General features: G+C 59.1%; 8 protein-coding genes. 5 read left to right on the top strand and 3 right to left on the bottom strand.

Annotation, left to right across the window (positions count from 1 at the left end):
* Positions 1-4,075 (bottom strand): malectin domain-containing carbohydrate-binding protein (locus EPD60_RS15610; protein WP_131450440.1); only part of this gene is annotated, 4,075 nt, incomplete at its 3' end.
* An 89-nt stretch (positions 4,076-4,164) separates the two neighbouring features.
* Positions 4,165-9,792, bottom strand: a complete 5,628-nt coding sequence (locus EPD60_RS15605) for a Kelch repeat-containing protein (RefSeq protein WP_131450439.1) — start codon at positions 9,790-9,792, stop codon at positions 4,165-4,167.
* A 454-nt stretch (positions 9,793-10,246) separates the two neighbouring features.
* On the opposite strand from EPD60_RS15605, the gene EPD60_RS15600 reads away from it, so the two are divergent.
* Positions 10,247-11,038: a TIGR00266 family protein gene (locus tag EPD60_RS15600; protein WP_131450438.1), complete on the top strand. Its 792-nt coding sequence runs from the start codon at positions 10,247-10,249 to the stop codon at positions 11,036-11,038.
* 274 nt (positions 11,039-11,312) lie between these two features.
* On the opposite strand, the gene EPD60_RS15595 is transcribed toward EPD60_RS15600, so the two are convergent.
* Complete coding sequence (locus EPD60_RS15595) at positions 11,313-12,188, bottom strand: polysaccharide deacetylase family protein (RefSeq protein WP_131450437.1); 876 nt, start codon at positions 12,186-12,188, stop codon at positions 11,313-11,315.
* A gap of 245 nt (positions 12,189-12,433) precedes the next feature.
* On the opposite strand from EPD60_RS15595, the gene EPD60_RS15590 reads away from it, so the two are divergent.
* The 4 genes from EPD60_RS15590 to EPD60_RS15575 all read left to right on the top strand — a co-directional run bounded on the left by EPD60_RS15590 (position 12,434) and on the right by EPD60_RS15575 (position 17,671).
* Positions 12,434-12,814, top strand: a complete 381-nt coding sequence (locus EPD60_RS15590) for a response regulator (protein WP_131450436.1) — start codon at positions 12,434-12,436, stop codon at positions 12,812-12,814.
* Positions 12,815-12,862: 48 nt separating this feature from the next.
* Positions 12,863-13,480 carry an LURP-one-related/scramblase family protein gene (locus EPD60_RS15585; protein WP_131450435.1) on the top strand — a complete coding sequence of 206 codons (618 nt, stop codon included), beginning with the start codon at positions 12,863-12,865 and terminating at the stop codon, positions 13,478-13,480.
* Between the two features lie 170 nt (positions 13,481-13,650).
* Positions 13,651-15,318: an asparagine synthase B gene (asnB, locus tag EPD60_RS15580; protein ID WP_131450434.1), complete on the top strand. Its 1,668-nt coding sequence runs from the start codon at positions 13,651-13,653 to the stop codon at positions 15,316-15,318.
* A 151-nt stretch (positions 15,319-15,469) separates the two neighbouring features.
* Positions 15,470-17,671, top strand: a complete 2,202-nt coding sequence (locus tag EPD60_RS15575; RefSeq protein ID WP_131450433.1) for a PAS domain-containing sensor histidine kinase — start codon at positions 15,470-15,472, stop codon at positions 17,669-17,671.
* The last annotated feature ends 34 nt before the right edge of the window (positions 17,672-17,705 follow it).

Genomic DNA, 17,705 nt, shown 5'->3' with positions numbered 1-17,705 from the left:
TACGGTAAAACGTCGTAACCGGCGCGGCGATTACCGCAACGGCCACCTGATCGGCTGCGCTGGTGGCGCCCTGGTTGTCCGTCACTACCAGGGCAAACACATAGGTACCCGCTACAAGGCCGCTGACCGTGGGATTGGAAACCGTTTTACTGCTGAACGTCGCTGTATTCGGTCCGCTTACCTGGCTCCAGCTGTAGCCGGCAATGCTGCCGCCCGCATCGGTGCCCGAGCCGTTAAGTGTAGCAGAACTGGTGGGAAGCGTGATCGTTACATCCGGCCCGGCATTGGCCACCGGCGGCTGGTTAGCGGCGCTTGCGCCCAGGATCTCGATGGCGGACACCTTCGCGTTATCCTTTCCACCGGCTGCGGTGAGCGAGCTGAAGCCGATGTTCAGCACGCCGTCGGTTACGTTCACCGTAAAGGTTTCGGTGGTGGCCGCGAAGGCACCCACCTTGGCAAAGATGTCGTAGTTATCGAGTACGCGTACACCCTCGATGGTTACGTCAAACACGCGGCTGTTGGCCGCTGTCCAGTAGATCTCCGCAAAGTGCAGCACCACCTTGTACTGGCCGTTGCTTACCGGGAAAGCATAGCTGAAGTTGTTGCCCCAGCGCTCGCTTTGATAAATGGCATCATCCGTTGTATTGGCAATGGCCGAGGTGGTGCTATACCGGTTGCCGGGCGATGGCGTGAAATAATTATCCGCCGCGAAAACGCCGATGCTGTTGGTCACCTGCGCGCCGCCCGCATTAATACGGTAAAACGTCGTAACCGGCGCGGCGATTACCGCAACGGCCACCTGATCGGCTGCGCTGGTGGCGCCCTGGTTGTCCGTCACTACCAGGGCAAACACATAGGTACCCGCTACAAGGCCGCTGACCGTGGGATTGGAAACCGTTTTACTGCTGAACGTCGCTGTATTCGGTCCGCTTACCTGGCTCCAGCTGTAGCCGGCAATGCTGCCGCCCGCATCGGTGCCCGAGCCGTTAAGTGTAGCAGAACTGGTGGGAAGCGTGATCGTTACATCCGGCCCGGCATTGGCCACCGGCGGCTGGTTAGCGGCGCTTGCGCCCAGGATCTCGATGGCGGACACCTTCGCGTTATCCTTTCCACCGGCTGCGGTGAGCGAGCTGAAGCCGATGTTCAGCACGCCGTCGGTTACGTTCACCGTAAAGGTTTCGGTGGTGGCCGCGAAGGCACCCACCTTGGCAAAGATGTCGTAGTTATCGAGTACGCGTACACCCTCGATGGTTACGTCAAACACGCGGCTGTTGGCCGCTGTCCAGTAGATCTCCGCAAAGTGCAGCACCACCTTGTACTGGCCGTTGCTTACCGGGAAAGCATAGCTGAAGTTGTTGCCCCAGCGCTCGCTTTGATAAATGGCATCATCCGTTGTATTACTGATAGCTGCTGACGTAGTAAAGGTATTTCCCGGCGCGGGCGAAAAGCTGTTGTCTGCAGCGAAAACGCCGATGCTGTTGGTCACCTGCGCACCTCCTGCATTAACGCGGTAGCTGGCCGTTGGCGCAGCCACGTCGGCAGCCAGGTTGACAAAATCCCAGGTTGCCGTAAATGGAGTGCCGCCCCTGGATGTTGCGATCACCCCGGCCGCCAGTGTCGTAGTGCCTTTCAACGCGTTCAGAACAGCACCACTCACTACCACCGGAGCGCCAACGTTCACTACCGTGCCGCGGTTGACTGCATAGGCCGGCTGTATGGTATTGGCAACCGGATCATATTTCAGCAGCAGGTCAAGTGTAGTGCCGGGGATGCCGCCGGGAAGCGGGTACTGGCTGCTCGCTGCCACGCCCGCGTTTTCATACACCACCTGGATGCCGCCCGCGCCGCCGTTGGCGTTCAGCACGATCTTCAGGTAATTGTCCTGGTCGCCGTTGCCAAGGTAAATGCCCTGCGACTGCGAACCCTGTGGCGTTGCATTGTTGAAGAAAGGACCCGTCATGCCCGAGCGCATCGTAAAAGCAACCCCGTTGGTTTTTACGCCGAACTGGAAAGCATATTGCTGCGAATTCAGGGTGCCGAGTGCGTCGCCCGCAGGTACGTTTACTATCGAAAAGGCGCCGATCGCGCCGCCGGCGATCAGGTTATTCTCGTCATACAGCGCCCGGTAATCGCTAATGCCATTGGTCATCAGCCCGGTGAATCCGATGCCGAAGAACCCGGTACCGGGATCGTTATTGAAAAGGTTATACGCAACGGGGAGACCCGTTGTGCCCCCGTTACTTGCATCGATAGCGAAAAAATCAGTCTTGTCGTTGATGCCGTCGTTGTCATCGTCCGGGTCGTTGAGGTCGGAGATATGATCCTGGTCGAAATCAGCAGGCTTGCTGGCCCCCGAGCAGGGGTTGGTGCCGTTGGCAATTTCGTCGGCATTGGTATAGCCGTCGCCATCCTCGTCCGAAGTATTGTTGGCGCCGGTGCAGGTGACAGTTTGCGGCTCGAAGATGGTCACGGCGTCGGCACCGTAGGTGATGGCCCATACGGTTCCGGGGAAGATATCGTTGTCGCCCTGCGCCACCAGGTCGAGCGGGGTGGCGCCGAAATTGGACGCAAAATCCGGTTCCTGGTTGAGTTTGGTCATGGGGTCGCGGGCATTGGTAACACCGGTGCCGTCGGCGGTGAGCTTAATGAGCGCGATAGTCCCATTATATTCTGCGGCCAGCAGGCAGCCTTTCAGCGCGCCGTTAAAGTTGGACGCGGTGTACTCGGTGATGCCGTTGGTAGAGGAGGTGAACGTCAGCGGGGAGCCGTCTTCGGTTCCCGGCATCCGGAAATCGCCCTGCCGCGGGTCGGCCATACTTACGGGCACCGGCGGCCAGTTAGCCGGCAAGGGATTGGCACCCGTGGTGCTGGTGCGGAATACCCCGGTGGTGCCATCGTGGGTATACAGGCCCGCCCCGGCCGGGTTGGCGCGTATCGGGTTGGGATGCCCGGCGTAATAGCTGCCGGGAACATAGGTGTCGATATTGCCGATATAGTGGAAGTTGTCGAGGTTATTGACCGTTCCTTCATTGGCTGTTGGCGTTGTTGAGCCCGGCTCGCCCGGCACATAGTTGTTCGTGACGTTGGCGGTGCCTTCGCCGGCGGGGTAGCCGCCCCAGCCCTGGTTGGCGCCATTGTCGATGGTGTAGAGCTTCCGTGCCTTGGTCAGCACGATGTCGTAGGCGTTGCGGTAGCCGGAAGAATAGATCTGCACCGGTCCCCCGGGAACAAGCATGGCCTGGTTCAACCCGTCGTTGCCGCCGAAGGGATCGTTCACATCGGATCCGTCGGGGTTATTGGCGCGGGTGGGATCATCGAGCGTAGGCAGGTCATACTTGTAGGCATTGTTGCCGCTGCCTTTGGTGGGCAGTGCCATGATCGCATTCAGGTTGATGGAAAGAATAGCTGCCGAAAGGGCATACTCGCAGGTGTAGTTGAAATTGGTGGAAGGCGATCCGGCATTGGTGTGACCGCCCACTGCCACAAACAACGTGTTGGTCTGCCCGTCGAGCTGCATGCCGTTGACGGAGTGGTATTCCTCCGAGCGTGGCAGTCCGCGCACCAGGTCCATCTTCACCCAGGCGCTGCCGTTCCAGGTGAGCATCGAGATGATGCCGGAGTTCGTATCCAGGTTCGTTTCAAGTCCTGCGCCCGTGGCGGCCCGGTAGTCGCTGGAGCTGACGTAGATCACCGGGTTGGCGGCCGTGCCTGTTACGAGGATGCCCGTTATCTGGCGATGGGTTTCTGATGCATTTACCACGCCGTTGTCGTCGTGGTTCGGTATCGCGTTGATCAGCGAAATGGTTTCAAAGGCGGTAGTGACATAATCATTCGGACCATTGCGCCGGATGGTATGGATGCGGATGAAGCCCGCCTGCTCGGCGATATAGAGGCGGTTGTCGGGACCAAACTGGAGTGACGTGGGATTGAATATCGTGGCGCCCGCCATCAGCTTGAGGCCGCTGGAAGAAAAGCTGAATTGCGCCCGCGCCGCTGGAATATGCAGCAGGAGCAGCAGGAAGGGAAGTACGGCACTGACGCAAACGCGCCTGCAGGAAACTTGTCGGAACATCATGGTTGGTTTTATTGTTTAAGGTTAGCATAAGCATATCCGGAGCCTTGCCGTCAGGCCCGCTGTTTCGTTCAATACCCCGGCCTCAGGCTCTAATGGCCGGATGTGAGTACAACCGGTATTGTTTCCCTTCGTTTTCCCACCCGCACGTCGAGGTAATAAGTTCCGCTACCGATATGGTATTTACCCAGGTCGAGGTACATCACCGAAGTAGCGGGCAGCACCTGCTTCGCCGCCACCACACGGCTCCCTTCCGGGGCAAAAAGCGTATACGACACCAACCCCTGCACCACCCCGCCAAAGCGCACGGTAAGCTGCCCTGTCGTTGGGTTGGGATAGACAACCAGGCCCAGGCTGTCGGCGCTTCCCGCCTCGCTGCCGGTAGCGGCGCTGCCGCGGCGGGCGGCAACCGGCGGATTGTTGACCACGGTAAAGCTCACCGTCAGCGGCGTGCCCGCGGTACCGGTCCCGCCCGGGCCCGTGTAAGGTGTCGCTTTCAGGGTATAGGAACCAACGGCCGGCGTCCAGGCGTTGTAGTTACCCGAATTGTCTCCGAATAGCGCATAGGGCGCCGTGGTCTCGGTCGCGTTTTTCGATTGCTGGCCCGTCAGCACAAACACAACGCTGCCTACCGTTGCCGGCGTTGTGTTGGCGCGGATGTTCAGGCTCTGGCTGGGTAAAGTAGCCAGGTTAATAGTAGCCCCGTTGACGAGTGTCTGGATGTCCTGCTCATTGCTGGCATTCACCAGCGTGAACGAGCTCAGGGCCTGCGAGGTGGTACCAGCGGGGTTGACGGTAACAGTCACCTGGTCGGGAGTGCTCGAAGCTCCCTGGTTGTCGGTCACCACAAGGGCAAAGACATAGCTGCCTTGTACCAGCCCGCTCACCGTGGGTGCGGCAACGGTGGTGCTGCTGAAGGTTGCGGTGTTGGGACCGCTCACCTGGCTCCAGCTGTAGCCGGCAATGCTGCCGCCCGCATCGGTGCCCGAGCCGTTGAGCGTAGTAGAGCTGGAGGGAAGCGTAATCGTCTTGTCAGATCCCGCATTGGCCACCGGCGGCTGGTTGCTGCCCGCCTGGTCGGTCACGGTAAACGTGATGGTGAGCGGTGTGCCCGCTGTGCCCGTTCCGCCCGAACCCGTATAGGGCGTTGCTTTCAGCGTGTAGGTGCCAACAGCCGGCGTCCAGTCATTATAATTCCCTGCGTTATCGCCAAAGAGCGAATAAGGCGCGCCCGATTCGGTAACGTTTCTCGTTTGCGTGCCGCTCAGCGCAAACACCACGCTGCCTACGGTTGCGGGCGAAGTGTTGGCGCGGATGTTCAGGTTGCGGCCCGGCAGCGTTGCCAGGTTGATCGTAACGCCATTGGCCACGGTCTGGATGTCCTGCTCGTTGGTGGAATTCACCAGCGTAAAGGAACTCAGGGTCTGCCCATTGCTGTTCACCGGCAGCACCTCGATAGCGGACACCTTCGCATTGTCCTTCCCGCCGGCAGCGGTGAGTGAGCTGAAGTTGATGTTGAGCATGCCATCCGTTACGCCAACCGTAAAGGTTTCGGTAGTGGCGGTAAAGGCGCCCACTTTAGCCACGATGTCGTAATTGTCGAGCACCTTTACCCCTTCGATCGTTACGTCGAACACGCGGCTGCCGGCGGTGGTCCAGTAGGTCTCGGCGAAGTGCAGCACTACTTTGTACTGCCCGTTATTTACCGGGAAGGCATAGTCAAAGTTGTTGCCCCAGCGCTCGCTCTGGTAGATGGCATCGTCGGTCGTGCCGTTGATGGCCGCCGTGGTATCGTGGATATTTCCGGGCGATGGCGAGAAATAATTATCCGCCGCAAAAGTGCCGATGCTGTTGGTCACCTGCGGGCCGCCGGCATTGATCCGGTAAGAGGCGGATACGGTCGTGGTACCACCCGTGCCGCTGAGAGCCGTCGTTGTGCTGGCATTCGAGCCCGAGTGGGCGATGACCAGGTTTGCCGTCTGGCTGCCCGTAGCGGTCGGCTGGAACTTAACGCTGATCGTTGCGCTCTGACCCGGTGCGAGCACGAAGGGCAGGGCCCTCGACGAGGTATAGGTAAAGGAAGCCGCGCCGGTAAGGGTAATGGAGGAAATCAATATCCCCTGGTTGCCCGTCGTGTTCGACAACTGCAGCGACAGGGTCGAAGAGCTGTTCACGCCCACCGTTCCGAAGCTGAGGGAAGCCGGCACCGACAACTGGCTTTGCGTCAGCGCCGTTCCTGTCGGCGTCGTGGCCGAGAAGAAGTAGAAGGCTTCCTGCGTGGTCAGTAGTGGGGTGCCCCCGCGGTTGCCCGGGCCGGCGGCGGTGTAGATGCCGCCGTTGCTGGCGATGGCCTGTGTGCCGTGGCGTCCCTGCTGCAGGTCGGCGAGGCGGCGCCAGGTGCCGGTGGTCACATCAAGCGCTTCGGTCTGCACGTGGGCGGCGGTCTGCGCGGCACTCTCGCCCCCGATTACGATCACCTCATTGCCCAGCACCACGTTGCTTGCGCCCGACCGCGGTGTTGGAATATTGCTGCCCGCCGGCAGCGTCGACCAGGTGCCGGTTGCGAAATCATAAACATCCACTTCCACCACCACGAAGTCAAAATCCTGGCCGGTGCTTGCCGAAGAGCGGCGCCCGCCGGCCACGTAAAGCTTGTTGTTCACGACGGTCACCTGCACGTGGTCGCGTTCGCGCGGCGCATCCGGGAGGGCCCTCCAGGTATTGGTGGCCGGGTCGTATTCGTCGAACCATTTCACCCAACCGGCCCAGTGGCCGTCGGTGATGCCGCCCACGAGGTAGATCTTGTTGTTGTACACCACCGCTCCGCCCCCTCCGCGGCGGCGTGCCTGCGGAATGGAAGCGCCCGTAAGCCACTTGTCGGAAGCCGGGTTGTATAAATACACATTGGCAACGGGTGTCTCATGCGGGTAGGGACCGGTAAAGGCACCCACCGCATAGATCAATCCATCCAGGGTCACTGCCTGGAAGTGGTGCAGTTCCAGCGGCTGGCTGGCCTTGTCCACCCAGGCTTTCGTTGCGGGATTGTATTCCTGCACGGGCTTGTTGCCGCGCCCGCCAAGCAGGTAGAACCTGTTGCCGGCCTGCACGTAGGCATTCTCTTCGCGGGGCGTGAAGTTGCCCGTGGTGGGCGTAATGATCTGCCAGCTGCCCGTTGCGGTGACCGCATCCGCATCAAGGTAGATATAGTCCCAGGTAGCGGTAAATTTCTGTCCGCCGCTGGAAGTGGAGATAATGCCTGCGGCCAGGGTCGTCGTTCCTTTCAGGGCATTCAGCAGGGCACCGCTAACCACTACCGGCGATCCGGCATTGGTCACAGCGCCACCGGTGCCCGATGCATAGGCCGCCTGCACGCTGTTGGTAGCGGGATTGAACTTCAGCAGCAGGTCGAGCTGCGATGCCGGAATGCCGCCGGCGATCGCATACTGGCTGCTGCTGGCAACGCCTGCATTTTCATACACAACCTGGATACCGCCGGCACCGCCGTTGGCATTGAGTACGATCTTGATATAATTATCCTGGTCGCCGGTGCCGAGGTACACGCCCTGCGATTGCGCCCCCTGCGGCGTCTGGTTGTTAAAGAAAGGTCCGGTCATCCGGGAGCGAAGCGTAAAGGGCACGCCATTCGTTCGCACGCCAAACTGGAAGGCATTCTGCTGGGTGTTTGCCGATCCCAGCGCATTGCCTGCGGGAACATTTACCACCGAAAAAGCACCCACTGCCCCGCCGGCAATGAGGTTATCACTGCTGAACAATTTCAGGTAATCGCTGTCGCGGTTGACCATCAGCCCTGTAAAGCCAAGCCCGAAGAAGCCCGTTCCGGGATCGTTGTTGAACAGGTTATAGTGCACGGGCAAGGAGGTCGTGCTTCCGTTGTTGGGATCCAGCGCAAAGAAATCATTCTTGTCGTTGATGCCGTCGTTATCGTCATCCGGGTCGTTAAGATCGGAAATATGGTCTCCGTCGAAATCCGGCGGTCTGCTGGCAGCGGAGCAGGGATTGGTTCCGTTGGCGATCTCGTCGGCATTGGTATAGCCGTCGCCATCATCGTCGGACGTATTGTTGGCACCGGTACAGTTGGCAACATCCTGCGGCTCGAAGATGGTCACCGCATCATTGCCATAGGTGACCGCCCAGACACTTCCGGGAAAAATATCGTTGTCGCCCTGCGCCACCAGGTCGAGCGGCGAGGAGCCGAAGTTGGAAGCGAAGGGAGGTTCCTGATTGAGTTTGGTGGTGGCGTTTTTCGCATTGGTAACACCGGTGCCGTCGGCAGTAAGCTTGATGATTGCGATCGAACCGTCGTATTCCGCCGCCAGCAGTGCTCCTTTCAACGCACCATTGAAATTAGAAGCGGTGTATTCGGTGATGCCGTTCGTAGACGAGCTGAACGTCAGCGGGGAGCCGTCTTCGGTTCCCGGCATCCGGAAATCGCCCTGCCTCGAATCCGCCATACTTACGGGCACCGGCGGCCAGTTGGCCGGCAAGGGGTTGGGGCCCGTTTTGCTGGTGCGGAAAACGCCGGTTGTTCCGTTATGCGTATACAATCCGGCACCTGCCGGGTTAGCCCTTACCGGACATGGATGCCCGCCATAGAAGGAGCCCGGCGTGTACGTATCTATGGATCCGATATAGTGAAAGTTATCGAGGTTGTTCACCACGGGTTCGGTGGGCGTGCCGGTAGTGGAGCCGGGCTCACCCGACACATAGTTATTCGTAACGTTGGCGGTGCCTTCTCCGGCGGGGTAACCGCCCCAGCCCTGGTTGGCGCCGTTATCGATGGTGTAAAGCTTCCGTGCCTTGGTCAGCACGATGTCGTAGGCGTTGCGATAACCGGCCGAATAGATCTGCACCGGTCCCCCGGAAACGAGCATGGCCTGGTTGAGCCCGTCATTGCCACCGAAGGGATCGTTGATATCGGTACCATCGGGATTGTTGCTGCGCGTAGGATCATCGAGCGTAGGCAGATCATACTTGTAGGTGTTATTACCGCTGCCTTTCGTCGGCATCGCCATGATCGCATTCAGGTTGATGGAAAGAATAGCGGCCGAAAGCGCGTACTCCGTTGTAAAATTAAAATTGGTGGAAGGCGATCCGGCATTGGTATGGCCACCCACCGCAAGGAACAAAGTATTGGTCTGATCGTCGAGCTGCATGCCGTTGACCGAGTGATTTTCTTCCGAGCGCGGCAGTCCCCGCACCAGGTCGATTTTCACCCAGGCCGTACCGTTCCAGGTAAGCATGGAAATGATACCCGAGTTAGTGTCCAGGTTGGTTTCGCCGCTGGGACCGCCGATGCGGCTATCGCTGGAGCTCACATAAATAACCGGGTTAGCGGCAGTGCCCCGCAGCAGGATGCCGGTGATCTGCCTTTCGGTAACCGTGGTGTTCAACGTTCCGTCGTCGTTATGATTCGGGATCTGCCTTACCAACGTGATCGTTTCGAAGGAGGTAACCGAATAATCATTGGGCCCATTACGCTTGATCGTATAGATTCGGATAAATCCCGCCTGCTCGGAAATATAGAGGCGCTTGTCGGGCCCGAACTGGATGGACGTCGGGTTGAAGATCGTGGCGCCGTTCAGCTTCAGCCCGCTGGCCGAAAAACTGTACTGCGCATCCGATACCGAAGAGAAAAAGAGCAGGACAAAGAGGGTCCATACGCCGGTGGCGGTTTTCCTGAAGCGATCCGGTTGGTACATAACTACACGGTTTCGTTAATGGTGATCATTTAAGCACGGCACCAACGTCAACGCGCGGGTAACCCGGCATTGAGGCCGTTGGTGAAATGATTCATTAGCCATTACCGAAGAGCATAAAGAAAAAATCAGGAGGTCTAACCGGAGGGCACATAAAAACCCATGCATCGGTGCAGGTTGCTGCAGATGCGAAATCCGACCGCCCGATGCCGGAATTTCTATTGGTTTTTTTCGCAATATCTATACCGAAGGCCGGTAGCGCCGGGTTGCGCCACCACTATTTTTGCTCCCGGTGCGTTCATTCCGTTTACTTTTTTTTAAGTGAAAAAAAAGCACCCGGCGGGCGCACGTCCCGTGAATCCGGCTTTTGGTAAAATTTGACACCTTCATTCCGCCAGCCAGAGTAATTTGGTCCTCGTAACCACAAAACCTCAGAACCCTAAAACCTTTCCCAGATATGAATTCGCACGAAATAGATTTCCGGATTTTTGGTGAAGAGCTGCAATGCATCGAGATCGAGCTCGATCCGCAGGAGACGGCTGTTGCCGAGCCTGGCGCCTTTATGATGATGGACGACGGCATCCAGATGCAGACCATCTTCGGCGACGGCTCGCAGCAGCAGGGCGGCCTGCTCGGCAAGCTCTTCTCGGCCGGCAAGCGCCTCCTCACCGGTGAAAACCTCTTCATGACGGCTTACACCAATATCGGCCACGGCAAGCGCCGCGTGTCCTTTGCCTCCCCCTACCCCGGCAAGATCATCCCGCTCAACCTTCAGCGGCTCGGCGGCAAGATGATCTGCCAGAAAGACGCCTTCCTTTGCGCCGCTAAGGGCGTGAGCGTCGGCATCGAGTTCCAGCGCAAGCTCGGCACCGGCCTTTTCGGCGGTGAAGGCTTTATCATGCAAAAGCTCGAGGGCGACGGCCTTGCCTTCGTGCACGCCGGTGGCCACGTGATCGAGCGCACCCTGCAAGCGGGCGAGCTGCTCAAGATCGACACGGGCTGTATCGTGGCCTTTACGCCGAGCTGCGACTACGACATCCAGTTCATCGGCGGTATCAAGAACACCTTCTTTGGCGGCGAGGGCCTTTTCTTCGCCACGCTGCGCGGCCCCGGCACTGTCTGGATCCAGTCGCTGCCCATCTCGCGCCTTGCCAGCCGCGTGCTGCAATACGGCTCGGTGGGTGGCCGCAAGGAAGAAGGCTCCGTACTCGGCGGCCTCGGCAATATGCTGGATGGTGATGGCTGGTGATCGTCAATCGTGAATGCTGACGCCTGTTTAAAAAGAAAGGATGCCTTTGGCATCCTTTCTTTTTGCCGCACATCGCGGGTTCACGATTCACAAAAAGCCCCCGGCGGGAACACCAGGGGCTGTTTTATTGGTAGCATTCGACAAAGACGGATTTCGGCTGCTACGAGGTGTAACACTTTTCAAGCAGCAGCTTTTCAGCATCAAGATAACGAAAGCAGATGATGTAACAGCACGTGCACTGAAACATCGGACATGCCTGTAGCCGGATGCCGCCTCAGCGCAGGGCCAGGCCCACCGGGCGGGCGGCGCCGGGATAATCGGTTGCCAGCAGCAGCTCCAGGTCGTCGCGCTCTTTGAGTGCCTGCAGGAAGCGACGCAGCTCCAGCGAATCGGCGCTCTTGCCGAAGGCCTGGTCGTGGGCCAGCAGCACGAGGTGGCCGGGGCGGCGCGTGCGGTTGTGGGCGAACACGGAATCGATCTGCCGCAGCAGCGTGGCCGCGTCCTGCTCCACGTTGAAGTGGCGGTGATCAAAGCTCCACTCCGCGTCCCAGCCCATGACGATAAAGCCCGCTGCATGCAGCGAGTCGACAGCGGCGGTGGATGCTTTCAGGTCGGTGAAGCACAGGGAGTCGATACGCCAGCAGTTACGGCCCGGGGTACGGGCTACGTGGTTGTCGAGCGCCAGGGTATCCTGCGTGCGGCGGAAGTCGGCCACCACCGAGTCGGGCAGGCTGTAGTACGCCCGGTAACGCTGACGGGCATGCGAAAAACTGTGGTTGCACACTTCAATCCACGGAGAAGCCTGGAGGCTGTCGTAGAGGGCGCGCTGCCAGTGGCTGTCGAACACGTGCTCCCCCACGATGAAAAAGGTCACCGGCACGGCTTCGTCCGACACAATGCGGTACACGTTGGCCGTTCCCTTGTTGGGGCCATCGTCGAAGGTGAGGTACAGCTTTTTCCGATGTTTTTTCGATTTCGGGGGCGGCAGCTGCCGGGTGGCAGGCGTGCGGAGCGCTACCGGGTGGGTGGCCCTGGTGAGCGGTCGCGGGCGCGACTGGGGCTGGTAGCAAAACAGGAGGCAGGAGGCAAAGAGCAGGAGACGGAGAGCACCGGCAGGGTCGCCTTCGTCGTCGTCGGAGGAGGTTTCCATTTGCAGTATAATTTGCTGCTGAAGCTAATGCGCCGGGAATATTGCCCGTATGCATGGTTACGTTAATGTTTCGTGAATCGTGAACCGTGAGCCGTGAACGCTGCCCCTACCCAACCCTCACTAATAGGGAGGGATATAGTTGAAAACCCAAAACTAGTAACCGCCAACCTGCCCGCGGCTCACGGCTCACGTTTTGGCCCCTTTTTTGCCAAGTGGCGACTGACACCACTCAAAAACGCCAGCCTATGCAACCCAAGATCCTCCTGGTCGACGACAACGACGACCTGCTGCTCGTAACGCAGATCATTCTCAAAGGTCAGGGTTATGAAACCTTTCTTGCCCGGAGCGCCGCCGAAGCGGAGCGCAAGATCCGGGTGCACCATCCTTCCCTGTTGCTGCTCGACGTAGGCCTGGGCGATGAAAACGGCAGCGAATTCTGCCGGCGGCTCCGCGAGGACGCTGCCACCCGCGACCTGCGCGTGATCCTGATGTCGGGCGACGACAGCTGGTCGGACTGCGCGCGCATGGCAGACGACTTCCTGCCCAAACCCTTTGATTTCAACCAGCTCATCGATAAAGTGGCGGCCCAGCTGATGGCCGAACCCATGGGCCGCTACGCCGAATAAATGCCGGCGAATGGGATTTTTTTGCTTAATTACAGCAAACATCTCCCTATGGTCGCAGAGTTGAAAACATCAGCCACGAAGGCGGACGCCTTTTTCGGTGTCCGCTCCTATTACGTGGAAGAGCGGCGTACCGCCATCGGCGGCGGCAACCGCTCGCGCCTTTTCGACGATGCCGGCCACCCGGCCGGCGCGCTGATCCAGCGTACCGGTTTCGCGATTCGCTTCTGGCGGATCTTCCTGAAAGCTTCCCTCCTGCCCTTCCGCTTGGAACTGCACGACAACAGCGGCCGTACCGTGGCCGCCATCCGCCGCGGCTGGACCATCCTGCGCTCGCGTACCGAGATCGTTGACGGCCGCGACAAAGTCATCGGCTTTCTCAAACACAAGGATACCGCCCGCAGGCCCCGCATCAAAGTATTCAATGAAGAAGGCAAAAAGATCGGCGAAGTAACCGGCACCACGGGCACCTGGGATATGAATATCATCGACCGCGAATACCTGCACCTCGGGCAGATCCACGCATTCGCACCGGAAACGACACCCGGTGAAACCCGCGGCCAGGACACTTACTTCGTGAACATCGACGGAGAAGGCGCTACGCCCCGGGAGCGACGCCTGTTGCTGATCGTGTCCATCGCCATCGACCGGCTGCTGGAACACAAATGATGATTTTTGATTCCAGGCTGGATTTGTGAAGGTCAGCTTAAATACGGAATCACAAATCAGACATCTGCAATCTTTGTTATATTTGTTTTCATACGATGCTTGTCCCCCACCAGGGGCAAGCATTTATTTTATCAGCCGGGCCTGCGTGGCCCGCTTCAAACTGAAATTGTATGTGTGGAATCGTAGGCGTATTCGACCTCAAGAAAAAAGCAGAAGACCTCCGGCCCCAGGCCCTCAATATGTCGCGGCGCCAGCGCCACCGCGGCCCCGACTGGTCGGGCATCTTCATGTGCGAAAGCTCCATCCTGGTGCACGAGCGGCTTTCGATCGTAGACCCCACCTCGGGCAAACAGCCGCTCTTCAACGGCGACGGCTCACTGGCGCTGGCCGTCAATGGTGAGATCTATAACCACCGCGAGCTTAAAAAGAACCTGCAGCATCCCTATACGTTCCAGACGCAGTCCGACTGCGAGGTGATCCTCGCCCTGTACGAAGAAAAAGGCGCCGGCTTTCTCGAAGACCTCAACGGCATCTTCGCCTTCGCGCTTTTCAACCACAACGATAACAGCTACCTCATTGCCCGCGACCATATGGGTATCATCCCGCTCTATATGGGCTGGGATGAGTGGGGCACCTTTTACGTAGCCTCCGAGCTCAAGGCGCTTTCGGGCGTATGCACGAAGATCCAGGAGTTCCCGGCAGGTCACTACCTGCGCAGCGGCGATGCACAGCCGACGCGCTGGTACAGCCGCGAGTGGACGGAGTACGACAACGTGAAAGACAACCACACCGATATCGCCGCGGTGAAGAAGGCGCTCGAAGAAGCCGTGCATCGCCAGCTGATGTCGGACGTTCCCTACGGCGTGCTGCTATCGGGTGGCCTCGACTCTTCGGTCATTTCAGCCATCGCCAAGAAATTCGCCGCGCGCCGCGTGGAAAGCGAAGACCTAAAGGACGCCTGGTGGCCCCAGCTGCACTCCTTTGCCGTCGGCCTCAAGGACGCACCCGATCTCATCGCCGCGCGCAAGGTGGCCGACCATATCGGCACCGTGCACCACGAGGTCAACTTCACCATCCAGGAAGGACTCGACGCCATCCGCGACGTGATCTACCATATCGAGACCTACGACGTCACCACCATCCGTGCGTCCACGCCGATGTACCTGCTGGCACGCGTCATCAAATCGATGGGCGTGAAGATGGTGCTCACCGGCGAAGGCTCCGACGAGCTGTTCGGCGGCTACCTGTATTTCCACAAGGCGCCCGACCCGAAAGCCTTCCACGAAGAGACGGTACGCAAGCTTTCCAAGCTGCATTTATACGACTGCCTCCGCGCCAACAAATCGCTCGCCGCCTGGGGCGTGGAAGGACGTGTGCCTTTCCTCGACAAGGAATTCATGGACGTGGCCATGCGCTGCAACCCGAAAGATAAAATGAGCGGCAACGGCAAGATCGAGAAGTGGATCCTGCGCAAGGCTTTCGAAGACTACCTGCCTGCCGAAGTGGCCTGGCGCCAGAAGGAGCAGTTCTCCGACGGCGTGGGCTATAGCTGGATCGACACGCTCAAGAAAGTGACCTCCGACGCCGTCAGCGACGAGCAGCTTGCCAACGCGGCCTTCCGCTTCCCGGTAAATACACCGCGCAGCAAGGAGGAGTATTTCTACAGGAGCATCTTCGCCGAGCATTTCCCGGGCGAAGAAGCGGCTCGTTGCGTGCCTTCCGAGCCCTCCGTCGCCTGCAGCACCGCCATCGCCCTGGAGTGGGACGAAGCCTTCAAGAAAATGAACGATCCTTCGGGCCGCGCCGTGAAAAGCGTACACGAGCAGGCCTATGAGTGATTTTGTATTCTGATTTCCTGATTTCAGATTTAAAGCCTCGAAAGAGGCTTTTTGTTGCACAAATCCAAAAACGGAAATCGGAAATCTGAAATCCGTGCCCATCTTTCGTAACTTTCGTACCCGAATTAATACAGGTACCCTCCTGAAGACGATGAACCACGAAACAACCCCCACCTTCCGGGACCACGAAGCCCTTGTATCGCTTCCCGGCCACCGGATGTCTTTTCAAACCGGCACGGACCTTCGCGTGAGGAGCTGCAATACGCTGCTAAGCCGGTTTTTGGGGCTCCCGGAGGATGATGTTATCGGGCTCGATTTCAGCGCCCTGCCGGTACCGGAAGAACAAGGGCTTGCGCGGCAGCTTTTGGAAAATGCGGCCAACGGGATGCCCGATACCGGCTACCTCGCATTCGCAACGCCAGCCGGCCGCAAGCTGGGGCAGATCACGGTGGTGCCGCAATTTCACGACGGCAAGCCCACCGGCGTTTTCGGCTTCCTGCTCGATGCCACCGACCGCATCGAAAAAACGCGGATGCTCATCGAAAGCGAGCACCGCTACCGTGCCCTGCTTGAGCGGCACCAGTTTGTTTCCGAGGCCACCAGCGACGTGCTCTGGGACTGGAACCTGGAAACGGGCGATATCTATATCAACCAATCCATCGTTCGCATCCTGGGCCACGAACCCCCTGTGGCCGAGGCGCATCGCATGTGGTGGGAACACCTTCATCCCGAAGACCGTGAGCGCGTCGTGGAACAACAGCAGGCGGCCATAAAGGACAACACCCGCGGCTACTGGCAGGATCATTACCGTTTTGTGCGTCCCGACGGCACCGTGCTGCACCTCGAAGACCGCGCCCTCATCATGCGCAATGAGCAGGGGCGCGCGGTGCGGATGGTGGGCGCCGTGCACGACGTTACGAGCCAGAAAGAAAGCGAACTGCGCATCCGCCGCGGCGAGCGCCGCTTTCGCGCCATGGTGCAGTCGGGCCTCGACGTCATCGTACTGCTCGACCGCAACTTCGCCGTTACCTACATCAGCCCCAACGCTCACAAGCTGGGAGGGTACCATCCCGACGAAATGATGGGCGTGGTGGGCTTCGAGGCCATTCACCCCGACGACTTCGCCCGTGTGCTGATGGTGGGGCAAGACATCAGCAAGACACCCGAAGTGCTGCTTCCTCCCTTCCGCTTCCGCGCCAAGAACGGCTCCTACCGCTGGGTGGAGGCCATCCTGGTTAACCACCTCCACGATCCCGATATCGAAGCGGTGGTAATCAATATGCGCGACATCACCGAACGCAAGGAGATCGAAGAGACGATCCTGCTGTCGGAAGAAAAATACCGCCTGCTGTTTTACCAGAGCCCGGTGCCGAAGTGGATCTTCAACCGCGAAACGCTTCACTTTGTGGAAGTGAACGAAGCGGCGCTCGATCATTACGGCTACACCCGCGAGGAGTTTCTCGCCATGTCGGTGCTCGACCTGCAGCCGCAGGCGGAACGAAAGCGGGTGCAGCGCATGCTGCTGAGCCCCGACTTCCTTCCCGCCGGGCGCCTGAACAACATCTCCCAGCACCTCGTGGCCGACGGCCGCACCATCTGGGTGGAACTGACGCTGCATGGTATCTACCTCGAAGAAGGCTACCACGTGATGGCGATCGCCAACGACGTTACCGAAAAACGGGCGCTGGAGCAAAAGGTGCTCCGCGAAAAGATCAACACCCAGAAGGAGATCGCCCGTACCATCATTAACACACAGGAAAAGGAACGCAGCGAGATCAGCAAGGAGCTGCACGACAACGTCAACCAGCTGCTGACCACCGCCAAGCTGTATATTGAAAATATCCGCTACTACCCCGACCAGTCGGCGGGCTATATTGACAAAAGCGCCGGGCTGCTGCAAAAAGCCATCACCGAGATCCGCAACCTTTCCAAGGCCCTCGTGACGCCGGTGATCTACGACATCGGCTTCCGCGCCACGCTCGAAGAGCTCATCGGCCAGTACCGCGCGCTCAACCTCTTTGCGCTCGATTTCCAGTATACGGTGCCCGACGACCTGATCGAAAGCGGGCTCCGGCTGACCATCTACCGTATCCTGCAGGAGCAGCTCAATAATATCGTGAAGCACGCCCGCGCCACGAAGGTCAGTATCGACATCGGCAACGCCGGCGACAAACTGACCATCTGCATCAGCGACAACGGCGTGGGCTTCGACACGAAGGCCGCCCGCAGCGGGCTCGGCATCAACAATATGAAGAACCGCATCGACGTCTTCCAGGGCTCGGTTGATATTGATTCGGCGCCCAACAAAGGCTGTTCCATCTGCATTTACTTCCCGCTGGAAACGGCCCGCTAAGCGACAGCCGGCACAGTAATAAATAAAAGGCACC

Source organism: Flaviaestuariibacter flavus (genome assembly GCF_004337505.1).
Taxonomy (GTDB): Bacteria; Bacteroidota; Bacteroidia; order Chitinophagales; family Chitinophagaceae; genus Flavisolibacter; species Flavisolibacter flavus.
Note: the sequence above shows the minus strand (reverse complement) of the source record. Positions and strands in the feature narration are given on the sequence as shown.